The 15,768-nt window shown below is 72.1% G+C and carries 15 protein-coding genes; 6 read left to right on the top strand and 9 right to left on the bottom strand.

Going from position 1 to position 15,768, the window contains the following annotated elements:
* Window positions 1-9 precede the first annotated feature (9 nt).
* The 3 genes from MJ604_RS01765 (at window position 10) to MJ604_RS01755 (ending at window position 3,275) form a co-directional block, all read left to right on the top strand.
* Window positions 10-855 carry a patatin-like phospholipase family protein gene (locus MJ604_RS01765; RefSeq protein ID WP_243056552.1) on the top strand — a complete coding sequence of 282 codons (846 nt, stop codon included), beginning with the start codon at window positions 10-12 and terminating at the stop codon, window positions 853-855.
* A complete protein-coding gene (locus tag MJ604_RS01760; RefSeq protein ID WP_243056551.1) occupies window positions 852-1,010 on the top strand; it encodes a hypothetical protein in 159 nt (52 codons plus the stop codon). The genes MJ604_RS01765 and MJ604_RS01760 overlap by 4 nt, the downstream gene beginning before the upstream one ends.
* Window positions 1,011-1,121: 111 nt before the next feature.
* Window positions 1,122-3,275 carry an AGE family epimerase/isomerase gene (locus MJ604_RS01755; RefSeq protein ID WP_243056550.1) on the top strand — a complete coding sequence of 718 codons (2,154 nt, stop codon included), beginning with the start codon at window positions 1,122-1,124 and terminating at the stop codon, window positions 3,273-3,275.
* 7 nt (window positions 3,276-3,282) lie between these two features.
* On the opposite strand, the gene MJ604_RS01750 is transcribed toward MJ604_RS01755, so the two are convergent.
* Both MJ604_RS01750 and MJ604_RS01745 read right to left on the bottom strand, forming a co-directional pair.
* Window positions 3,283-3,639: a VOC family protein gene (locus MJ604_RS01750; protein WP_243056549.1), complete on the bottom strand. Its 357-nt coding sequence runs from the start codon at window positions 3,637-3,639 to the stop codon at window positions 3,283-3,285.
* Complete coding sequence (locus MJ604_RS01745; RefSeq protein ID WP_243056548.1) at window positions 3,636-4,394, bottom strand: methyltransferase domain-containing protein; 759 nt, start codon at window positions 4,392-4,394, stop codon at window positions 3,636-3,638. The genes MJ604_RS01750 and MJ604_RS01745 overlap by 4 nt, the downstream gene beginning before the upstream one ends.
* Before the next feature lie 66 nt (window positions 4,395-4,460).
* Here MJ604_RS01745 and MJ604_RS01740 point away from each other — a divergent pair, with 66 nt between their 5' ends.
* Window positions 4,461-4,949, top strand: a complete 489-nt coding sequence (locus tag MJ604_RS01740; RefSeq protein WP_243056547.1) for a MarR family winged helix-turn-helix transcriptional regulator — start codon at window positions 4,461-4,463, stop codon at window positions 4,947-4,949.
* Here the strand turns inward: MJ604_RS01740 and MJ604_RS01735 are convergent, their stop codons facing one another.
* The 4 genes from MJ604_RS01735 to MJ604_RS01715 all read right to left on the bottom strand — a co-directional run bounded on the left by MJ604_RS01735 (window position 4,950) and on the right by MJ604_RS01715 (window position 9,953).
* Complete coding sequence (locus MJ604_RS01735) at window positions 4,950-6,776, bottom strand: ABC-F family ATP-binding cassette domain-containing protein (RefSeq protein WP_243056546.1); 1,827 nt, start codon at window positions 6,774-6,776, stop codon at window positions 4,950-4,952. It lies immediately after the preceding gene.
* Between the two features lie 150 nt (window positions 6,777-6,926).
* Complete coding sequence (locus tag MJ604_RS01730) at window positions 6,927-7,835, bottom strand: 4-(cytidine 5'-diphospho)-2-C-methyl-D-erythritol kinase (protein ID WP_243056545.1); 909 nt, start codon at window positions 7,833-7,835, stop codon at window positions 6,927-6,929.
* Window positions 7,823-8,686, bottom strand: a complete 864-nt coding sequence (gene rsmA, locus MJ604_RS01725; RefSeq protein ID WP_243056544.1) for a 16S rRNA (adenine(1518)-N(6)/adenine(1519)-N(6))-dimethyltransferase RsmA — start codon at window positions 8,684-8,686, stop codon at window positions 7,823-7,825. Before rsmA ends, MJ604_RS01730 begins: the two co-directional genes overlap by 13 nt.
* Window positions 8,687-8,786: 100 nt before the next feature.
* Window positions 8,787-9,953, bottom strand: a complete 1,167-nt coding sequence (locus MJ604_RS01715; RefSeq protein ID WP_308194104.1) for a ubiquitin-like domain-containing protein — start codon at window positions 9,951-9,953, stop codon at window positions 8,787-8,789.
* 233 nt (window positions 9,954-10,186) lie between these two features.
* On the opposite strand from MJ604_RS01715, the gene MJ604_RS01710 reads away from it, so the two are divergent.
* Window positions 10,187-11,371: an alpha/beta hydrolase domain-containing protein gene (locus MJ604_RS01710; protein WP_243056543.1), complete on the top strand. Its 1,185-nt coding sequence runs from the start codon at window positions 10,187-10,189 to the stop codon at window positions 11,369-11,371.
* Between the two features lie 86 nt (window positions 11,372-11,457).
* Here MJ604_RS01710 and MJ604_RS01705 read toward each other — a convergent pair whose 3' ends face one another.
* Genes MJ604_RS01705 through rsmI form a run of 3 tightly spaced genes read right to left on the bottom strand, consistent with a single transcriptional unit; the run spans window position 11,458 to window position 13,962 of the window.
* On the bottom strand, window positions 11,458-12,279 hold the full coding sequence (locus MJ604_RS01705) for a TatD family hydrolase (RefSeq protein WP_243056542.1): 822 nt from the start codon (window positions 12,277-12,279) through the stop codon (window positions 11,458-11,460).
* Complete coding sequence (locus MJ604_RS01700; RefSeq protein ID WP_243056541.1) at window positions 12,276-13,112, bottom strand: alpha/beta fold hydrolase; 837 nt, start codon at window positions 13,110-13,112, stop codon at window positions 12,276-12,278. Before MJ604_RS01700 ends, MJ604_RS01705 begins: the two co-directional genes overlap by 4 nt.
* A gap of 1 nt (window position 13,113) precedes the next feature.
* Window positions 13,114-13,962 (bottom strand): 16S rRNA (cytidine(1402)-2'-O)-methyltransferase, encoded by an 849-nt coding sequence (gene rsmI, locus MJ604_RS01695; protein ID WP_243056540.1) that lies wholly within the window; start codon window positions 13,960-13,962, stop codon window positions 13,114-13,116.
* Between the two features lie 32 nt (window positions 13,963-13,994).
* Between rsmI and MJ604_RS01690 the strand changes: the two genes are divergently transcribed.
* Window positions 13,995-15,722: a dolichyl-phosphate-mannose--protein mannosyltransferase gene (locus MJ604_RS01690; RefSeq protein ID WP_243056539.1), complete on the top strand. Its 1,728-nt coding sequence runs from the start codon at window positions 13,995-13,997 to the stop codon at window positions 15,720-15,722.
* The last annotated feature ends 46 nt before the right edge of the window (window positions 15,723-15,768 follow it).

Raw genomic sequence — 15,768 nt, 5'->3', positions numbered from 1 at the left:
CGTCCGGGCATGGCCACACGTGGACTCGCCCTCGGCGGCGGCGGCATCACCGGGATCGCCTGGGAGACCGGGCTGCTGCTCGGGCTGCAGGACCTCGGCGTCGACGTCACCACCGCCGACGCGGTCGTCGGGACGTCCGCGGGATCGGTCGTCGGCGCGCAGCTGACGACCGGGATCTCGCTGAGCGACCTGTTCGACTACCAGGTCTCGACCCCGAAGCCGGCGCCGCTGGCGCGGATCAGCCCGCTCGTGCTGCTCGGCTACGTGCGCGCGATGGCCCGCGCCCGCGGCGACCTCGAGGGGTTCGGGCGGGAGGTCGGCCAGTGGTCGGCGAAGCGCGCCGCGGCCGGGAGGCTCCCGAGCGTCGAGGAGCGCTTCGACGCGATCCGCGAGCGGCTGCCGATCCAGGAGTGGGGACCGGGCGGCCGGCTGCAGGTCACCGCGGTCGACGTCGCGACCGGCGCGCTGCGGCTCTTCGACGGCTCCGACGGGGTGTCGCTGGTCGAGGCCGTGGCCGCAAGCTGCGCCGTACCCGGTGTCTATCCGCCGGTCCCGATCGAGGGACGGCAGTACGTCGACGGGGGTGTCCGCTCCGGCTCGAACGCCGACCTCGTGGCGGACTGCGACCGGGTCCTCGCGTTCACCCCGCTCGACCGGTCCTTCGGCCCGCTCCAGAGCGCGGGCGAGCTGCTCGGCTCCACGCCGCACCTGGTCGTGTCGCCCGATGCCGACTCGGTGAAGGCGATCGGCAGGAACGTCCTCGACCCCGCCCGCCGCGCGGCCTCGGCCCGCGCCGGCCGGGCGCAGGCGACCGCAGTCGCCCCGCTCGCCCGAGAGATCTGGGGAGAGCGATGAGCTGGTCGCTCCTGCTCGCAGCGCTCGCCTGCCTCGCGATCGTGGTCGCCGGCGTCGCCCTCGTGGCGGCCGGCAGCGGCCCGATCGGCTGGGCGATGATCGGCTTCTTCGGCGCCGGTGTCGTCGTGCTCGGCAAGAAGGCGATCGGCCGCTGAGCGACGCGGGCCAGGGGCACCGCGCCGGAACCACCCGATCTCGTCATTGCCTGCCGATGAGCAGCGTGCTCGAGTAGAAGACTGACCTTCTCTCGGATTCGGGGTTCAGCTATGTCCGGAAACATCGGGGACCGGAATGCCAGAACACTGACGCGTGGCGTCCTCGCCGTCTGCCTCCCGCTCGCACTGCTGCTCGCCGGCCCGGCCGCTGCATCGCCGCCCGTCTCGGACGACCCGGTCCCGCCCGTGCTGGGCGGCGACACCTGGTTGCAGCACCATCGCGACGACCTCATGCCGTACTGGCTGCTGCCCGAGGCGCTCGGCGATCCGGTCGGCAACTTCCCGTCCTGGCGTGGCCAGGACGGCGAGCTGCTGCCGGCACTGCCGAACCGCGGCGCCTCGACCCTCGGCCGTGGGGTCTACGGCTACTCGCTGGCGTTCCTGCTCACGGGCGATCCGGCGTACCTGACCGTCGCCCGCGCCGGCCTGGACTGGATCGAGACGAGGCTGGAGGACCCGGTCCACGGCGGCTACTTCGCCGAGCTCGACGCGACCGGGACCCCGGTGAACTCGCTGGCCAACAAGGACCTCTTCGACCTGGCGTCGGTGGGCCTGGGGTACGCCATGTACTACAACGTCACGCGGGACCCCGAGGCGGAAGCCAAGCTCCTGGCCATCCGTGACCTCGTCTTCGGCCCGTACTACGACGCCGCGGCGAACCGGCTGAAGGACTCCCTCACCTACGACCTGAGCGCCGAGTTCGACACCGGCGGCAACGGCGGCGACATCACCGACTACCTGGTTCCGGGTACGGCGTTCCTGCTCCCGTCGATCGGCCTGCTCAGCGACCCGGCGCGCAACGCGCAGTTCCGCGCGGACCTGCGCAACGTGACCCAGGCACTGATCAACCGGCACAAGAACTCCGCTGCCGCCAACCCGGCGAACCGGTGGATGTTCTGGGGACGGACGGCGCGGTTCGGGAACTTCAACGCGCCGCAGACCGACTTCGGACACACCATCAAGAGCTACGCGATGATCCACAACGCCAACCAGCTCTTCGACGACCGGCCCTGGTCGGCGCTCGCCGCGGATCGCGCGATCATGGTCGACCGCGCCTGGGACGACGTCGCCGGCCGCTGGAACGCGCGACCGATGAGCTTCGCTCCCGGCAACGTCGAGCCGGACAGTGCGTGGTGGGTCCACGACGAGGGGGACCAGCTCCTGTCCGCCCTCGACCTCGCCGGGACCGGCTTCCCCTACGCCGGACGGCTGGAGCGCAGCACCAGCTTCTTCCTGACCTCCTACGTCGACCGGGAGTCGCCCGCACGCGAGACGTTCACGCGGATCTCCCGGAACCCGGCGGACACCGAGCTGCGCAAGTCCGCCTTCGGCAAGAACATGCTACACAACATGGAGCACGCCCTGGTTCTCTACCTGCATGGTCGAGCGATGGAGGGACGCCCGGCGCGCCTGCACTACGCCTTCCCGATGGCCACAGCCCTCGTGGCCGAGGCTCGGCCGTACTGGTTCGACGCCACGGGCCAGGAGCGCATCGACCTCGGCGCCCTGGCCGGCCTGCCCGGGCGTCACCTGGTTGCGGTCGACTTCACCGGTATCGGCCAGGTGCCGCCCGCGCCGTACCCGCCTCCGGCAGACGTGACCCCGCCGACCATCCAGGTCGAGACCACCCCGTCGGCGAACAGCGCGGGATGGAACCGCGACGACGTGACCGTGGTCCTCAGCGCGCAGGACGACATGGTCGGGGTCAGGTCGCTGCGAGCACAGGTCCACGCTCTCGACGGTCAGACCGCGGACACGGCGTTCGTCCGCCCCGGCGACCACACCTCGGTGCGTCTCATCGAGGAGGGCAGGTACCGCATCAGCTACGCCGCGGCCGACCTGCTCGGCAACACCACGCCTGCACAGGATGTCGAGATCGCCATCGACCGGACCGCCCCGTCCCTGTCCGGACTTCCCGCGCCGGGGTGCGAGCTCTGGCCACCCAACCACCGGTTCGTGCTCGTCGCGGACGTCGACGCGACCGACGGCCTCTCCGGCGTCGCCGACATCGAGGTCGGTGCGTCGTCCACGAACGCCGATCCCGACGACGTCCGCGTGACGGGGAGCCGGGTCTGGGTCCGCGCGGAGCTCGGACCCCGCGGTCGCGATCGGACCTACACGGTGACCGCGACCGCCACCGACCTCGCAGGGAACCAGACGACCGCATCCGGCACCTGCACCGTGGCGCCGCCAGGGAGAAGCTGACCGGCGGCTACGACTGGAGGAGCTCCACGCGGTTCCCGTGCCCGTCGAAGGTGTGCAGCCGCTCGAACCCCGGGAACGTGTGCCGCTCGGTCCAGTCGACCTCGAAGCCGAGCTCGGCCAGTCGCGCGCCGGCCGCGTCCAGGTCGTCGACCACGAACGCCGGGTGCGCCTTGCGGGCGGGGACGAACGGCTCCTCGACGCCGATGTGGATCTCGGCGCTTCCGGCGCGGAACCAGCAGCCGCCGCGCCCGGCGAGCGTCCCCGGCTTGGCGACCTCGGTCATGCCGAGACCGTCGCCGTAGAACCGTCGTGCGAGATCTTCGCCGCCGCGCGGGCAGGCGACCTGGACGTGGTGGAGCCTCATGCCGCCACCCGCGCGACCACGAAGATCCGGCGGAACGGCAGCACGACGCCGTGCTCGTGCTCGGGGTAGGCCGTCGCGAGCCGGCGCTTGAACTCCGCCTCGAACTCCGGTCGCAGGTCGTCGGGCAGCGCCTGCAGGGTCGGTCGCGCGCCGGTGCCGGAGACCCAGGTGAACACCGGGTCCTGGCCGGTGAGGACGTGGAGGTACGTCGTCTCCCACGCGTCGACGGTGCACCCGAGCGCGACGAGCGCCTCGAGGTAGACCGCCGGGTCATGGCTGCTCGGGACCGCGACGCCCTCGGTGTGCACGGCGTACGGCGCCTCCGCGGCCAGCTCGGTGCGGATCACGTGGCTCGGCTCGCCGAAGTTGCCGGGCACCTGGAACGCGAACCAGCCGCCGGGCGTCACCTGGGCCACCAGCCGGGGCAGCAGCTCGAGGTGCTCGGGGATCCACTGGAGGGTGGCGTTCGAGACCAGCACGTCCGCGCTCCCCGTCCATGACCGGAGGTCCGCGACCTCGAACGAGATCCGGGCGTCGGTGGCCGCGGCGATCATGTCGGGACTCGAGTCGAGGCCGACCACGGCGGCACCGGGCCAGCGGTCGGCCAGGAGGGAGGTCAGGTTGCCGGGGCCGCAGCCGAGGTCGACGACGGAGCGGGGTCCGCCCGCGTCGATGCGCGAGATCAGGTCCACGAACGGACGGCCGCGCTCGTCCGCGTAGGTGAGGTAGCGGGCCGGGTCCCAGGTGTGACTCATGCGAGTCATCGTCCGCCCGATTTATCTTGATGTCAAGATTCTCGACGCATCCGCTACGCTCCTGCCATGCGGGACGAGGTCGACGAGCTGGTCGAGGCGTGGGCGCGCGAGCGCCCGGACCTCGAGCTGGGTCCGGTCGAGGTCTTCAGCCGGATCAGCCGGCTGGGTCGGCACCTGGACCTGGCGCGCCGGGACGCGTTCACCGCCGCGAAGGTGGAGTCCTGGGAGTTCGACGTGCTCGCGGCGCTGCGCCGCGCGGGTGCGCCGTACGAGCTGTCGCCGGGGCGGCTGCTGCGCGAGACGCTCGTGACCAGCGGGACGATGACCAACCGGGTCGACCGGTTGGCGGCGCGTGGACTGGTCGAGCGGCTGCCCGATCCGCACGACCGGCGGGGCGTGCTGGTCCGGCTGACGCCCGACGGCCGGGCGACGGTCGACGACGCGTTCGAGGCGCTGCTCGAGGCCGAGCGGACGTTCCTCGCGGAGCTGCCCGAGAAGGACCAGGCCAAGCTGGCCGCCCTGCTGCGGACGCTGCTGTCGCCGTTCGCGGACTAGCTACTCCAGCAGCTCGGAGGCCTCGAGCCACTCCATCTCGAGCTCGTCCTTCTCGTCGGCGAGCACGCCGAGCTGGGCGCTGATCTCGGCCAGCTTCTCGTAGTCCTGCGCGTGCTCGAGCACCTCGGCGTTGAGCCCGGCCTCGAGCTCGGAGATCTTCTCGAGCCGCTTGTCGATGCGGGCGATCGTCTTGCGGGCCGCGCGCTCCTCGGCGCTGCCCGGCTTCGCCTTGGTGGACTGCGGTTCTGGCGCCATTGCGCCGGAAGCGCTGCCGGCGGGCGTCGCGACCTGCGGTTCCGGCGCAATTGCGCCGACGGCGGGCTGGTGGTCGAGCTGGGCGGCGCGCCGCTCGAGGTACTCGTCGACGCCACGGGGCAGCATCGAGATCTGGCCGTCACCGAGCAGCGCCCAGACGGAGTCGGTGACCCGCTCGAGGAAGTACCGGTCGTGCGAGACCACGATCAGCGTGCCGGGCCAGCCGTCGAGGAAGTCCTCGAGGACGTTGAGGGTCTCGATGTCCAGGTCGTTGGTGGGCTCGTCGAGCAGCAGCACGTTCGGCTCGTCGAGCAGCAGCGTGAGCAGCTGGAAGCGGCGGCGCTCGCCGCCGGACAGGTCGCCGATCCGCGCCGTGAGCTTGTCGCCGGTGAACCCGAACCGCTCCAGCATCGAGGTCGCGGTGATCTCGCCGTCCGCGGTCCTGGTGACCCGGCGGATCGACTCGACCGTCGGCAGCACGCGGCCGTCCGGGTCCACGTCGTCGAGCTGCTGGCTGAGGTGTCGCAGCGCGACCGTCCGGCCGCGCTTGACCTTGCCGGCGGCCGGCGAGAGGTCGCCGGAGATCAGGTTCAGCACCGAGCTCTTGCCCGCGCCGTTGACGCCGACGATGCCGACCCGGTCGCCGGGGCCGAGCCGCCAGGTGGCGTGCTTCAGCAGGGTGCGCTCGCCGCGGACCAGGTCGGCGTCCTCGATGTCGATGACGTCCTTGCCGAGCCGCTGGGTCGCGAACCGCTGCAGCTCCATCCGGTCGCGCGGGGGCGGCACGTCCGCGATCAGCGCGTTCGCGGCGTCGATGCGGAACTTGGGCTTCGAGGTCCGTGCCGGCGGACCGCGGCGCAGCCAGGCCAGCTCCTTGCGCGCGAGGTTCTGCCGGCGGATCTCGGAGGCGGACGCCTGGCGCTGCCGCTCGGCCTTGGCCAGCACGAACGCGGCGTACCCACCCTCGTAGGCGTCGACCTCCCCGTCGTGGACCTCCCACGTCCACTGGCAGACCTCGTCGAGGAACCAGCGGTCGTGGGTGACGACGACCATCGCGGACGGTCGCTGCACGAGGTGCCGCGCGAGCCACGCGACCGCCTCGACGTCGAGGTGGTTGGTGGGCTCGTCGAGCACGATCAGGTCGTGGTCGCCGAGCAGCAGCGCGGCCAGCGAGCAGCGGCGCCGCTCACCACCGGAGAGCCCGAGCACCGAGCGGTCGAGCGCGACGCCGACGAGCAGCTCCTCGACGATCTCGCGCATGCGGACGTCGGCCGCCCACTCGTGGTCGGCGCGACCGCCGAGCACCGCCTCGCGGACGGTGTGGGTGTCCTCGAGCTCGTCGCCCTGGTGGAGGTAGCCGATCAGCAGCCCGCGCTGCTGGGACACCCGGCCGGTGTCGGGCTCCTCCAGGCCGGTCATCACCTCGAGCAGCGTGGTCTTGCCGTCGCCGTTGCGGCCGACGATGCCGATCCGCTCGCCGGCGCCGATCCCGAGGGACACGTCGGTGAGGAGCGGCCGTACGCCGTACGACTTGGAGACCTTCTCGAGGTTCAGGAGGTTAGGGGCGCTCATGACGGTCTCGTCCGTCGCGAGCGTCGCATCCAGTGCGTGCCTGGCAAGGCGGAGGAGGGAGACGGGACGGAGTCCCGGCGACTGACGACAACGCAGTCCAGGTGCGTGCCGGGGCGGCGCGCAGCAGGCCACGGACCGTCGTGAGGGCCCCTAGGCATACGACACCAGGTGGGCGCCGGCGACCGGGCCGTTCGCAGCGAGTACGACGGCGTGGCCGGCGTTGGACAGGTCGGCGGCGAGGTTGCGCGCGTGGTCGGCCGAGCCGCAGAGGAAGACGACCGTGGGGCCGGAGCCGGACACGATGCCGCGCAGCGCGCCGGCGCTCTCGCCCTGCTCGATCAGCTTGCCGAGCTCGGGCCGCAGGTCGATCGCCGCGGCCTCCAGGTCGTTGTGCAGCGCGTCGGCCAGCGCCCACGCGTCGCCGTCCGCGATCGCGCTGAGCAGCGCGTCGGCCGGGACCGGCTCGGACGGAGCGTCGGGGAACATCTTGTCGAAGTGCCGGTACACCTCGGGCGTCGAGAGCCCGACCTCGTTCGGGACCACGACCCACCACCAGGTGCCGCGGTCGTCGACCGGGGTCACCAGCTCGCCGCGGCCGGTGCCGAGCGCGGTGCCGCCGAGCAGCGCGAACGGGACGTCGCTGCCGAGCTGCGCGGCCAGCGCGAGCAGGTCGTCGTCGGACGTGCCGAGCTCCCACAGCCGGTCCAGCGCGACGAGCGCGGCGGCGGCGTCCGCGGACCCGCCCGCCATGCCGCCCGCCATCGGGATGTCCTTGGCGATGTGCACCTCACCGACCCGCGCGACGCCGTGGTGGGCGGCGAGCAGGTCGGCGGCGCGGTCGACGATGTTCTCTCCGGCCGGGGGTACGGCGGCCGCACCGATCCAGTCGGGCACGGTCATGCCGAGGGTCCAGTCGTCGGCGGTCCGAGCGGTGACGTCGTCGTACAGGCCGACGGCCTGGTAGACGGTCACCAGCGGGTGGTAGCCGTCCTCGCGGAGGGCGCCGACGCCGAGGTGCAGGTTGATCTTGGCGGGCGCGCGGACGGTCAGCTCTCCCATGGCAGCCCTTCGGCGATGCGCGCGAAGTCCGCGACGGTCAGCGACTCCCCGCGGGCGAGCGGGTCCACGCCTGCGGCCGCCAGCGCGTCGCCGACCGCGTCGGTCGGCGCCAGCACCCGCAGCGCGCCGCGCAACGCCTTGCGCCGGTGGGCGAACGCCGCGTCGACGACCGTGAAGACCTGCTCACGAGTGGCGGTGGTGACGGGCGGCTCGTGGCTGGTCCACGCGACCAGCCCGGAGTCGACGTTGGGCGCCGGCCAGAAGACGTTGCGGCCGATGGCGCCGGCCCGGCGGACGTCGGCGTACCAGGCGGCCTTGACCGACGGGACGCCGTACACCTTGGAGCCGGGCGCGGCCGCGAGCCGGTCGGCGACCTCGGACTGCACCATCACCAGCCCGTGCCGCAGCGACGGCAGCAGGGCGAGCAGGTGCAGCAGCACCGGGACGGACACGTTGTACGGCAGGTTCGCGACCAGCGCGGTCGGCGGCGGGCCGGGGATCTGCTCGACGCGCATCGCGTCGGCGAGCACGACCTCGAAGCGGTCCGCCTGGTTCGGGGCGTACGTCGCAATCGTCTCGGGCAGTCGTGCCGCGAGCTTGTCGTCCACCTCGATCGCCATGACCCGGCCGGCGACCTCGAGCAGCGCGAGGGTCAGCGAGCCGAGGCCCGGACCCACCTCGATCACCACGTCGTCCTCGGTGATGCCGGACTCACGGACGATCCGGCGCACCGTGTTCGCGTCGATGACGAAGTTCTGGCCGCGCTGCTTGGTCGGACGGAGGTCGAGCTCGGCGGCCAACGAACGAACGTCCGCGGGCCCCAACAGTCGGGGACCCGCGGACGTCGACATGTCCGAAAGGCTATCTGGGTCTCGGCACGCCACTCGCATCCGCTCCCGCGGCTGCGTGGCTCGCTCGACCACCATCACGAGATCGGCGCCGCCGATCTCGTCAGCGGGGAAGCCCCAGCGCGGAGGCGCAGCCCGGCCAGGCGCCGTAGCCGCCGGAGGCGTCGCGGAGCTTGGTCGCGATGGCGATCTGGGTCTCGCGGCTGGCGTTGCTCGGCAGGCCGGTGCCGCCGTACGCCTGCCAGGTGCCGAGGCTGAACTGGAGGCCGCCGTAGTAGCCGTTGCCGGTGTTGATGGCCCAGTTGCCGCCGGACTCGCACTGCGCGAGCGCGTCCCAGACGGTGTTGCCGCCGGCGAAGTTCGTGGCGGGCGCCTTGGTGCCGACCTTGACGACCTCGTCGACCGGGGCGCTCAGCACGGTCTGCTTGAGCACCTTCTTCGCGGTGATCTCGCCGTTGCGGTAGACGATCCGGTACGTCACGTTGCGCGAGCCGTCCTCGCCGGCCTGCACGACGGTGGACTCGCCCTCGAACATCGAGCCGTCCTCCTGCTCGACGGTCTCGAAGTCGACGGCCTCGTCGGCGACGTACTTCGTGACCACCCGGACGTTGGTGAAGACCAGCTTGTCGCCGTCCTCGATCGTCGCGGTGGGCGCGGGAGTGACCTCGTCGTGCTTGCCCAGCTCGACACCGAGGTCCTCGAGCGCCTCCTCGACGGTCAGCGCGGTGATGGTCTTCGTGACGGCCTTGTGGCCGCCGAGCTTCACGGTGAGCGTCTTCGGCGTGACCACGGAGAGGCTCATGCCGCCGCGGTCGATGCTGCCGCCGCGGCTCGCGGAGAGCTCGGAGTCGTTGTAGAGCGTGCCGACCTCGGCCAGAGCGTCGGAGACGGTGGTGGCGGTGACCCAGTAGGTCTTGCTCTCGCCATCCACGTCGAGCTCGAAGGGCCGGGCGAACTGGACCGTGATCTTGGTGCCGTCGGCGACCTGCTCGTCCAGGCTCGGTGCGACGATGTCCTTGCTACCGACCTCGATCCCCTGAGCGTCGAGGACGTCACCGACGGTCCCGCCGAAGGCGGTGACCTCCTGGGACTTCCCGTCGAGGGAGAGGGTCACGGTCTTGCTGAGCTTGCTGTAGCCCCACGTCGACCCGGCGACCGCCAGGACGACGACCGCGGCGAGGGCGATCATCAGGGTGCGGCTGCGGGAAGCGCGGCTCAAGGCACTGGCGAGCTTGTTCTTCTGCTCGTGGCCCTGGTCGTTGCTGGGCACAGTTCTCCGAACGTCGTACGTCCCGGGCCTCGGGTGCCAGCGCGTCCGAACGTCGTGCGTCGTGCTGTTCGGGGGTCTTGCATCGGGGCCCTCATACGGCCTCCTGCACTGGTCAGGTCGTTCCCGATCCCGGCCATCAGTAGTCCAGACCACCAGCCTTCGTGGTCGAATGCAAACCAAACCTGTCATATTTCCGGCCGACGTGAGCAGGGTCTCGTGAGTAAAGTTCCGGCGTGGCCGACCTCCTGCGCGCGGCTTTCACCGCGCTGACCAGCGGAAACGGCGTCTCGCTGACCTCCGCGAATTCCGGTCCAGACCTCATCGCCCATGGGTACGAGGAGAGCGAGCTCCGCGCGGCCGGGACGGCGCCCGCGCCGTACGCGACCCGCGTGCTGGTCCGCCGACCCGCCGCCGGCTTCAGCGGCACCCTGGTCGTGGAGTGGCTGAACGTCAGCAGCGGCTCCGACGCCGCCCCGGACTGGACCTACCTGGCGGAGGAGATCGTGCGCCGGGGCCACGCCTGGGCGGGCGTCTCGGCGCAGCGGGTCGGCGTCGAGGGCGGCGCGGCCCGCGTCGAGACCGGGATCGGGCTGGGCGGCCTGAAGGTCCAGGACCCGCAGCGGTACGGCGACCTCGCGCACCCCGGCGACGAGCACGCCTACGAGATCTACACCCAGGTCGCGCGCGGGCTCGCCGCCGACCTGGGCGCGACGTGCGTGCTGGCGGTCGGCGAGTCGCAGTCGGCGGCCGCGCTGACGACGTACCTGGACGTCCTGGGCAGCTCGCTCTTCGACGGGTTCCTCGTGCACAGCCGCCCCGGTGGGGCGCTGCACACCGACGCGCCGACGCGGATCCCCGACGTCGGGGTCCCGGTGATCACCGTGCAGACCGAGGGCGACCTGCTCGGGCGGCTGAACTACCTGCCCGCCCGGCAGCCGGACGCCGAGCGGTTCCGGCTCTGGGAGATCGCCGGGTCCGCCCACGTCGACCTGTTCCAGATCGGCGGGCTCGAGTCGTTCCTCGGCTGCCCGGACCCGGTCAACCGCGGGCAGCAGGCGTACGTCGTGCGCGCCGCGCTGCGCTGGCTCGAGGGGTGGGCGCGCGGCGGATCCCCTGCCCCTGCTGGCGATCGGCTCGAGATCGTCGGCGACGACTTGGTCCTCGACGAGCACGGCAACGTGCGCGGCGGGGTGCGGACACCGGTCGTGGACGCTCCGGCCGACGTGCTGTCCGGGTACGCCGCCGCCGATGCCTCGCCGATCTGCGGACTGTTCGGGCGCACGCTGCCGCTGGCGGCTCCGGCGTACGCCTCGCACGAGGAGTACCTCGCGGCCTACACCGCCGCGACCGACGCCGCGATCGAGGCCGGGTTCGTGCTCCTCGAGGACCGTGACGCGGTGCTCGCCGAGGCGCGCTGACTTCTCAGGCAATCCCGTCACTTCTCAGGGGTTGCAACACCCAGGAAGTGACGGAATCACCGGTGCACCGGTGATTCCGCGGGCACCTACCAGGCGCCGCCGAACGCCACCTCGGTGTTGGCGTCCACGGCCGCACACAGCTCGCCGAGGTCGTCACCACGGACGGCGGCCATCGCGCGCATCGTCAGCGGGATGAGGTACGACGCGTTGGTGCGGCCGCGGTGCGGCATCGGGGTGAGGTACGGCGCGTCGGTCTCGACGAGCACGCGGTCTCGGGGCGTGACCGCGAGCGCCTCGCGCAGCGGCTCGGCGTTCTTGAACGTCACGGTGCCGGCGAACGACAGGTAGGCGCCGCGGTCGAGGCAGCGACGCGCGAAGTCGGCGTCGCCGGAGAAGCAGTGCATCACCCAGCGCTCGGGCGTGCCCTCGGAGTCGAGCACCGCGAGCACGTCGTCGTGGGCATCGCGGTCGTGGATGACCAGGGTCTTGTCGAGCCGCTTCGCGAGGTCGATGTGCCGGCGGAACGACTCCACCTGCACCGCGCGCCCCTCCTCGCCGGTGCGGAAGTGGTCGAGGCCGGTCTCCCCCACCGCGCGCACCTTGTCGTGGGCCGAGGCGAGCGCCTCGATCTCGGCCATCGCGTCGTCCAGCGACGGCAGTCGCGGCGCCTCGTTCGGGTGCAGCGCGACGCCGGCCACGAGTGCGTCGTACGTCGCCGCCGCCTCGACGGCCCACCGCGCGCCGCGCAGGTCGCAGCCGATCTGCACGATGCGCGGGATCCCGACAGCGGCAGCGGCGGTGAGCGCCTCCTCGACGGGCAGCGCGTCGTCGTCACGGGCGATGTCAAGGTGGCAGTGGTTGTCGACCACCGGGTGCGGCAGCGGCTCCGGCGCCTCGGGACGGCTCATGCCGCGATCCTCTCGAGGATCGCCTCGGTCAGCGCCTCGGGCGCCTGCGTGGGGATCCAGTGGCTGACGCCCTCCAGCACGACGAGCTCGTACGGCGCGTCCACCCAGTCAGCGGTGGCATCGACGGCCGCTCGGCCGATCGCGACGTCCCGGTCGCTCCAGACCATCGTGGTCGGCACGGTGACCTGGCGCATCGCGGCTCCGGGCGAGGTGAACGGCATGCCGCGGTACCACGCCAGCCCGCCCGGCAGCGCGCCGTACTCGACGATGTCGGCGCGGAACCGGGCGACGTCGTCGTCCGTCATCCCACCCTTGCGCAGCGAGACGTCGAAGCGGCCACCGGGCCGTCGCGCCGCGAGCTCGGGAAGACGCGGCAGCTGGAAGAGCAGCATGTACCAGGACCTCAGCCCCTGTCTGGTGGTGAACCACGAGCGGGCGAAGGCCCCGGTGTGCGGCACCGAGACGGCGGTCAGCGACCGGACCGAGTCCGGCCGGGTCATCGCGACGCCCCAGGCGACGGCGGCGCCCCAGTCGTGTCCGACCAGGTGCACGGGCCCGCCGATCCGGTCGATCAGCGCCAGCACGTCGCGCACCAGCCTGCTGGCCGCGTAGTCGCGTCGGCGGCCGGGGCGGGCGCCCGGCGAGTAGCCGCGCTGGTCGGGCGCGAAGGTCCGCAGCCCGGCGGCGTGCAGCAGCGGCGCGACGTGTCGCCACGACGTGCCGCGCTCCGGGAAGCCGTGCAGCAGCACGACCGGGACGCCGTCGGCCGGGCCCTCGTCGCGTACGTCGAACGTCAGGCCGTCATGGGTGAACTCGGTGATCCGGTCGGTCATGTCAGCTCGGTGCCCCGTGGACCAGGTTGTAGACCTCGCGCTTGGGAACCCCGGCCAGCCGGGCGACCTCGACGATCGCCTCCTTGCGCGAGACGCCCTCACCCTCGAGCTCGGCGACCGCGGCGCGCAGGCTGTCGGGGTCCGACCCGATGTCCGCGGACGGTACGGCGCCGGCGACCACGATCGTCACCTCGCCGCGGATGCCCTCGGCCGCCCACGCCGCGAGCTCGGCCAGCGGGCCGCGGCGTACCTCTTCATGGGTCTTGGTGAGCTCACGGCACACGGCGCCGGGCCGGTCGGCGCCGAGCGCCTCGGCCATCGCGGCGAGCGCGGCCTCGGTGCGGTGCGGCGCCTCGAAGAACACCATCGTCCGCTCCTCCTTCGCCAGCGAGGCGAGGCGGCGGGACCGCTCCCCCGCCTTGCGCGGCAGGAAGCCCTCGAAGCAGAACCGGTCGACCGGGAGCCCGCTCACGGCCAGCGCGGTGAGGACCGCGGACGGTCCGGGGACGGCGGTCACCAGGACGTCGTTCTCGACCGCCGCGGCGACCAGCCGGTAGCCGGGGTCGGAGACGCTCGGCATGCCGGCGTCGGTGACGAGCAGCACCCGCTCGCCGTTGAGCAGGGCCTCGAGCAGCACCGGCGTCCGCGCGGACTCGTTGCCCTCGAAGTACGACACGACCCGGCCGGTGACGCTGACGCCGAGGTCGGTCGTGAGCCGCTTGAGCCGGCGGGTGTCCTCGGCCGCGACGACGTCGGCGGTCGCCAGCTCCTCGGCCAGCCGCGGCGGGGCGTCGGCGACGCGGCCGATCGGGGTGGCCGCGAGGACGAGCACACCGGTTTCAGGATCCACGGCTCCATCCTGTCAGCCCGTATCCTCGGGCCGTGACGACCGCCGCTCCCCCTGAGCCTGCCCAGGAGCGGGTCACACTCTCCACGAACGCCGCCGGCCACGCCGTACCGTCCGCCTGGGCGCGCGCCCGCGGCCGGATGAGCCTGCAGGATCCCTTCATCGGCTGGACCGCGAGCATCAGCGTCGCGCTGCTCGCGCTGTTCCTGCGGCTGTGGCACCTCGGCAAGCCCCACCAGTTCGAGTTCGACGAGACGTACTACGCCAAGGACGCGTGGTCACTGCTCAACCACGGCTACGTGCGCGGCTACACCGAGAACGCCAACGACCACATCCTCGACGGCAAGGTCACCGGCCAGTGGACCGACGGGCCGTCGATGATCGTCCACCCCGAGGTCGGCAAGTGGCTGATCGCGCTGGGTGAGAAGGCGTTCGGCATGGACCCGTTCGGCTGGCGGATCGCCGCCGCCGTCGTCGGCGCCCTGATGGTCCTGGTGATGTGCCGGTTCGCGCGCCGGGTCACCGGATCCACCGCGCTGGGCATCGTCGCCGGGCTGCTGCTGAGCTTCGACGGCCTGCAGTTCGTGCTCTCGCGGCTCGCGCTGCTCGACATCTTCCTGGCGTTCTTCGTGCTGTGCGGCGTGCACTGCGTGGTCGCGGACCGCGACTGGCACCGCGCCAAGATGGCGCGGCTGGTGCCGGCGCAGGTCGAGGACTCCGCCGCCTGGGGACCCGTGCGCGGGCTGCTGTTCCGCCCCTGGTTGCTGGCCGCCGGCCTGTGCTTCGGGCTCGCGATCGGGACCAAGTGGACCGCGATGTACCCGCTCGCTGCGTTCGGCCTGCTCGTCTGGCTGTGGTCCGCCGGCGCCCGGCGCTCCTTCGGGGTCCGCTCGGCGATGCTGCGCTCCGCGGTCGTCGACGGGGTGCCGGCGTTCGTCCACCTCGTGCTGGTCGCGTTCGTCGTGTACGTCGTCAGCTGGACCGGCTGGCTCGTCCACGCCGACAAGTACGAGGAGAGCCTGTCCTCGACGCAGTACACGAAGTTCACCGGCTCCGGTCACTGCGAGGGCGACTCGTTCGTCTCGGAGAACCCCGACGAGGACGCCCGCTGGCCGACCGCCACCGAGCCCGACGCCTCGGGCCCCGGCGAGGTCGTGCAGTCGCTGCGGTCGCTCTGGTACTACCACCGGGACCTCTACGCCTTCCACAGCCACTTCCTGAACTGCAGCACGCACACCTACGCCTCGAAGCCGTCCGGCTGGCTGCTGCTCAACCGTCCCGTCGGCGTCGCGGCCGACGTGGACATCAAGCCCGGCACCCAGGGCTGCAACGCCCCGCAGGGCAGCGACTGCCTGCGCCAGGTGCTGCTGCTCGGCAACCCCACGATCTGGTGGGCCGGCATCGTCGCCGTCGCGTTCGCCCTGGTGATGTGGGTCGGCGCGCGGGACTGGCGCTTCGGCGTGGCCGTGGTCGGCGTCGCCTCCACCTGGCTGCCCTGGCTGCTGTACGACGACCGCCCCATCTTCAGCTTCTACGCGGTCCTGACGCTGCCGTTCGTCGTGCTCGCCCTCGTCCTCGCGATGGGCAAGCTGATCGGCCCGTCCACGGCACCCTCGAGGCGCCGTACCTTCGGCGTGATCGTCTCCGGCACGTTCTTCCTGCTCGCGCTGCTGAACTTCGCGTGGTTCTGGCCGGTCTACACCAACCAGCTGCTCACCCACTCCGAGTGGCTGGACCGGATCTGGTTCACCCGCTGGATCTGAGCACCGCCCTGCCTGAGCTCGCGAAGGCAGGGATCCCGGTGCCGAG

The sequence above is a fragment of the Nocardioides sp. SR21 genome, from assembly GCF_022761125.1.
In the GTDB taxonomy this organism is placed as follows: Bacteria; Actinomycetota; Actinomycetes; order Propionibacteriales; family Nocardioidaceae; genus Nocardioides.
This window is presented reverse-complemented; position numbering and strand designations above follow the sequence as displayed.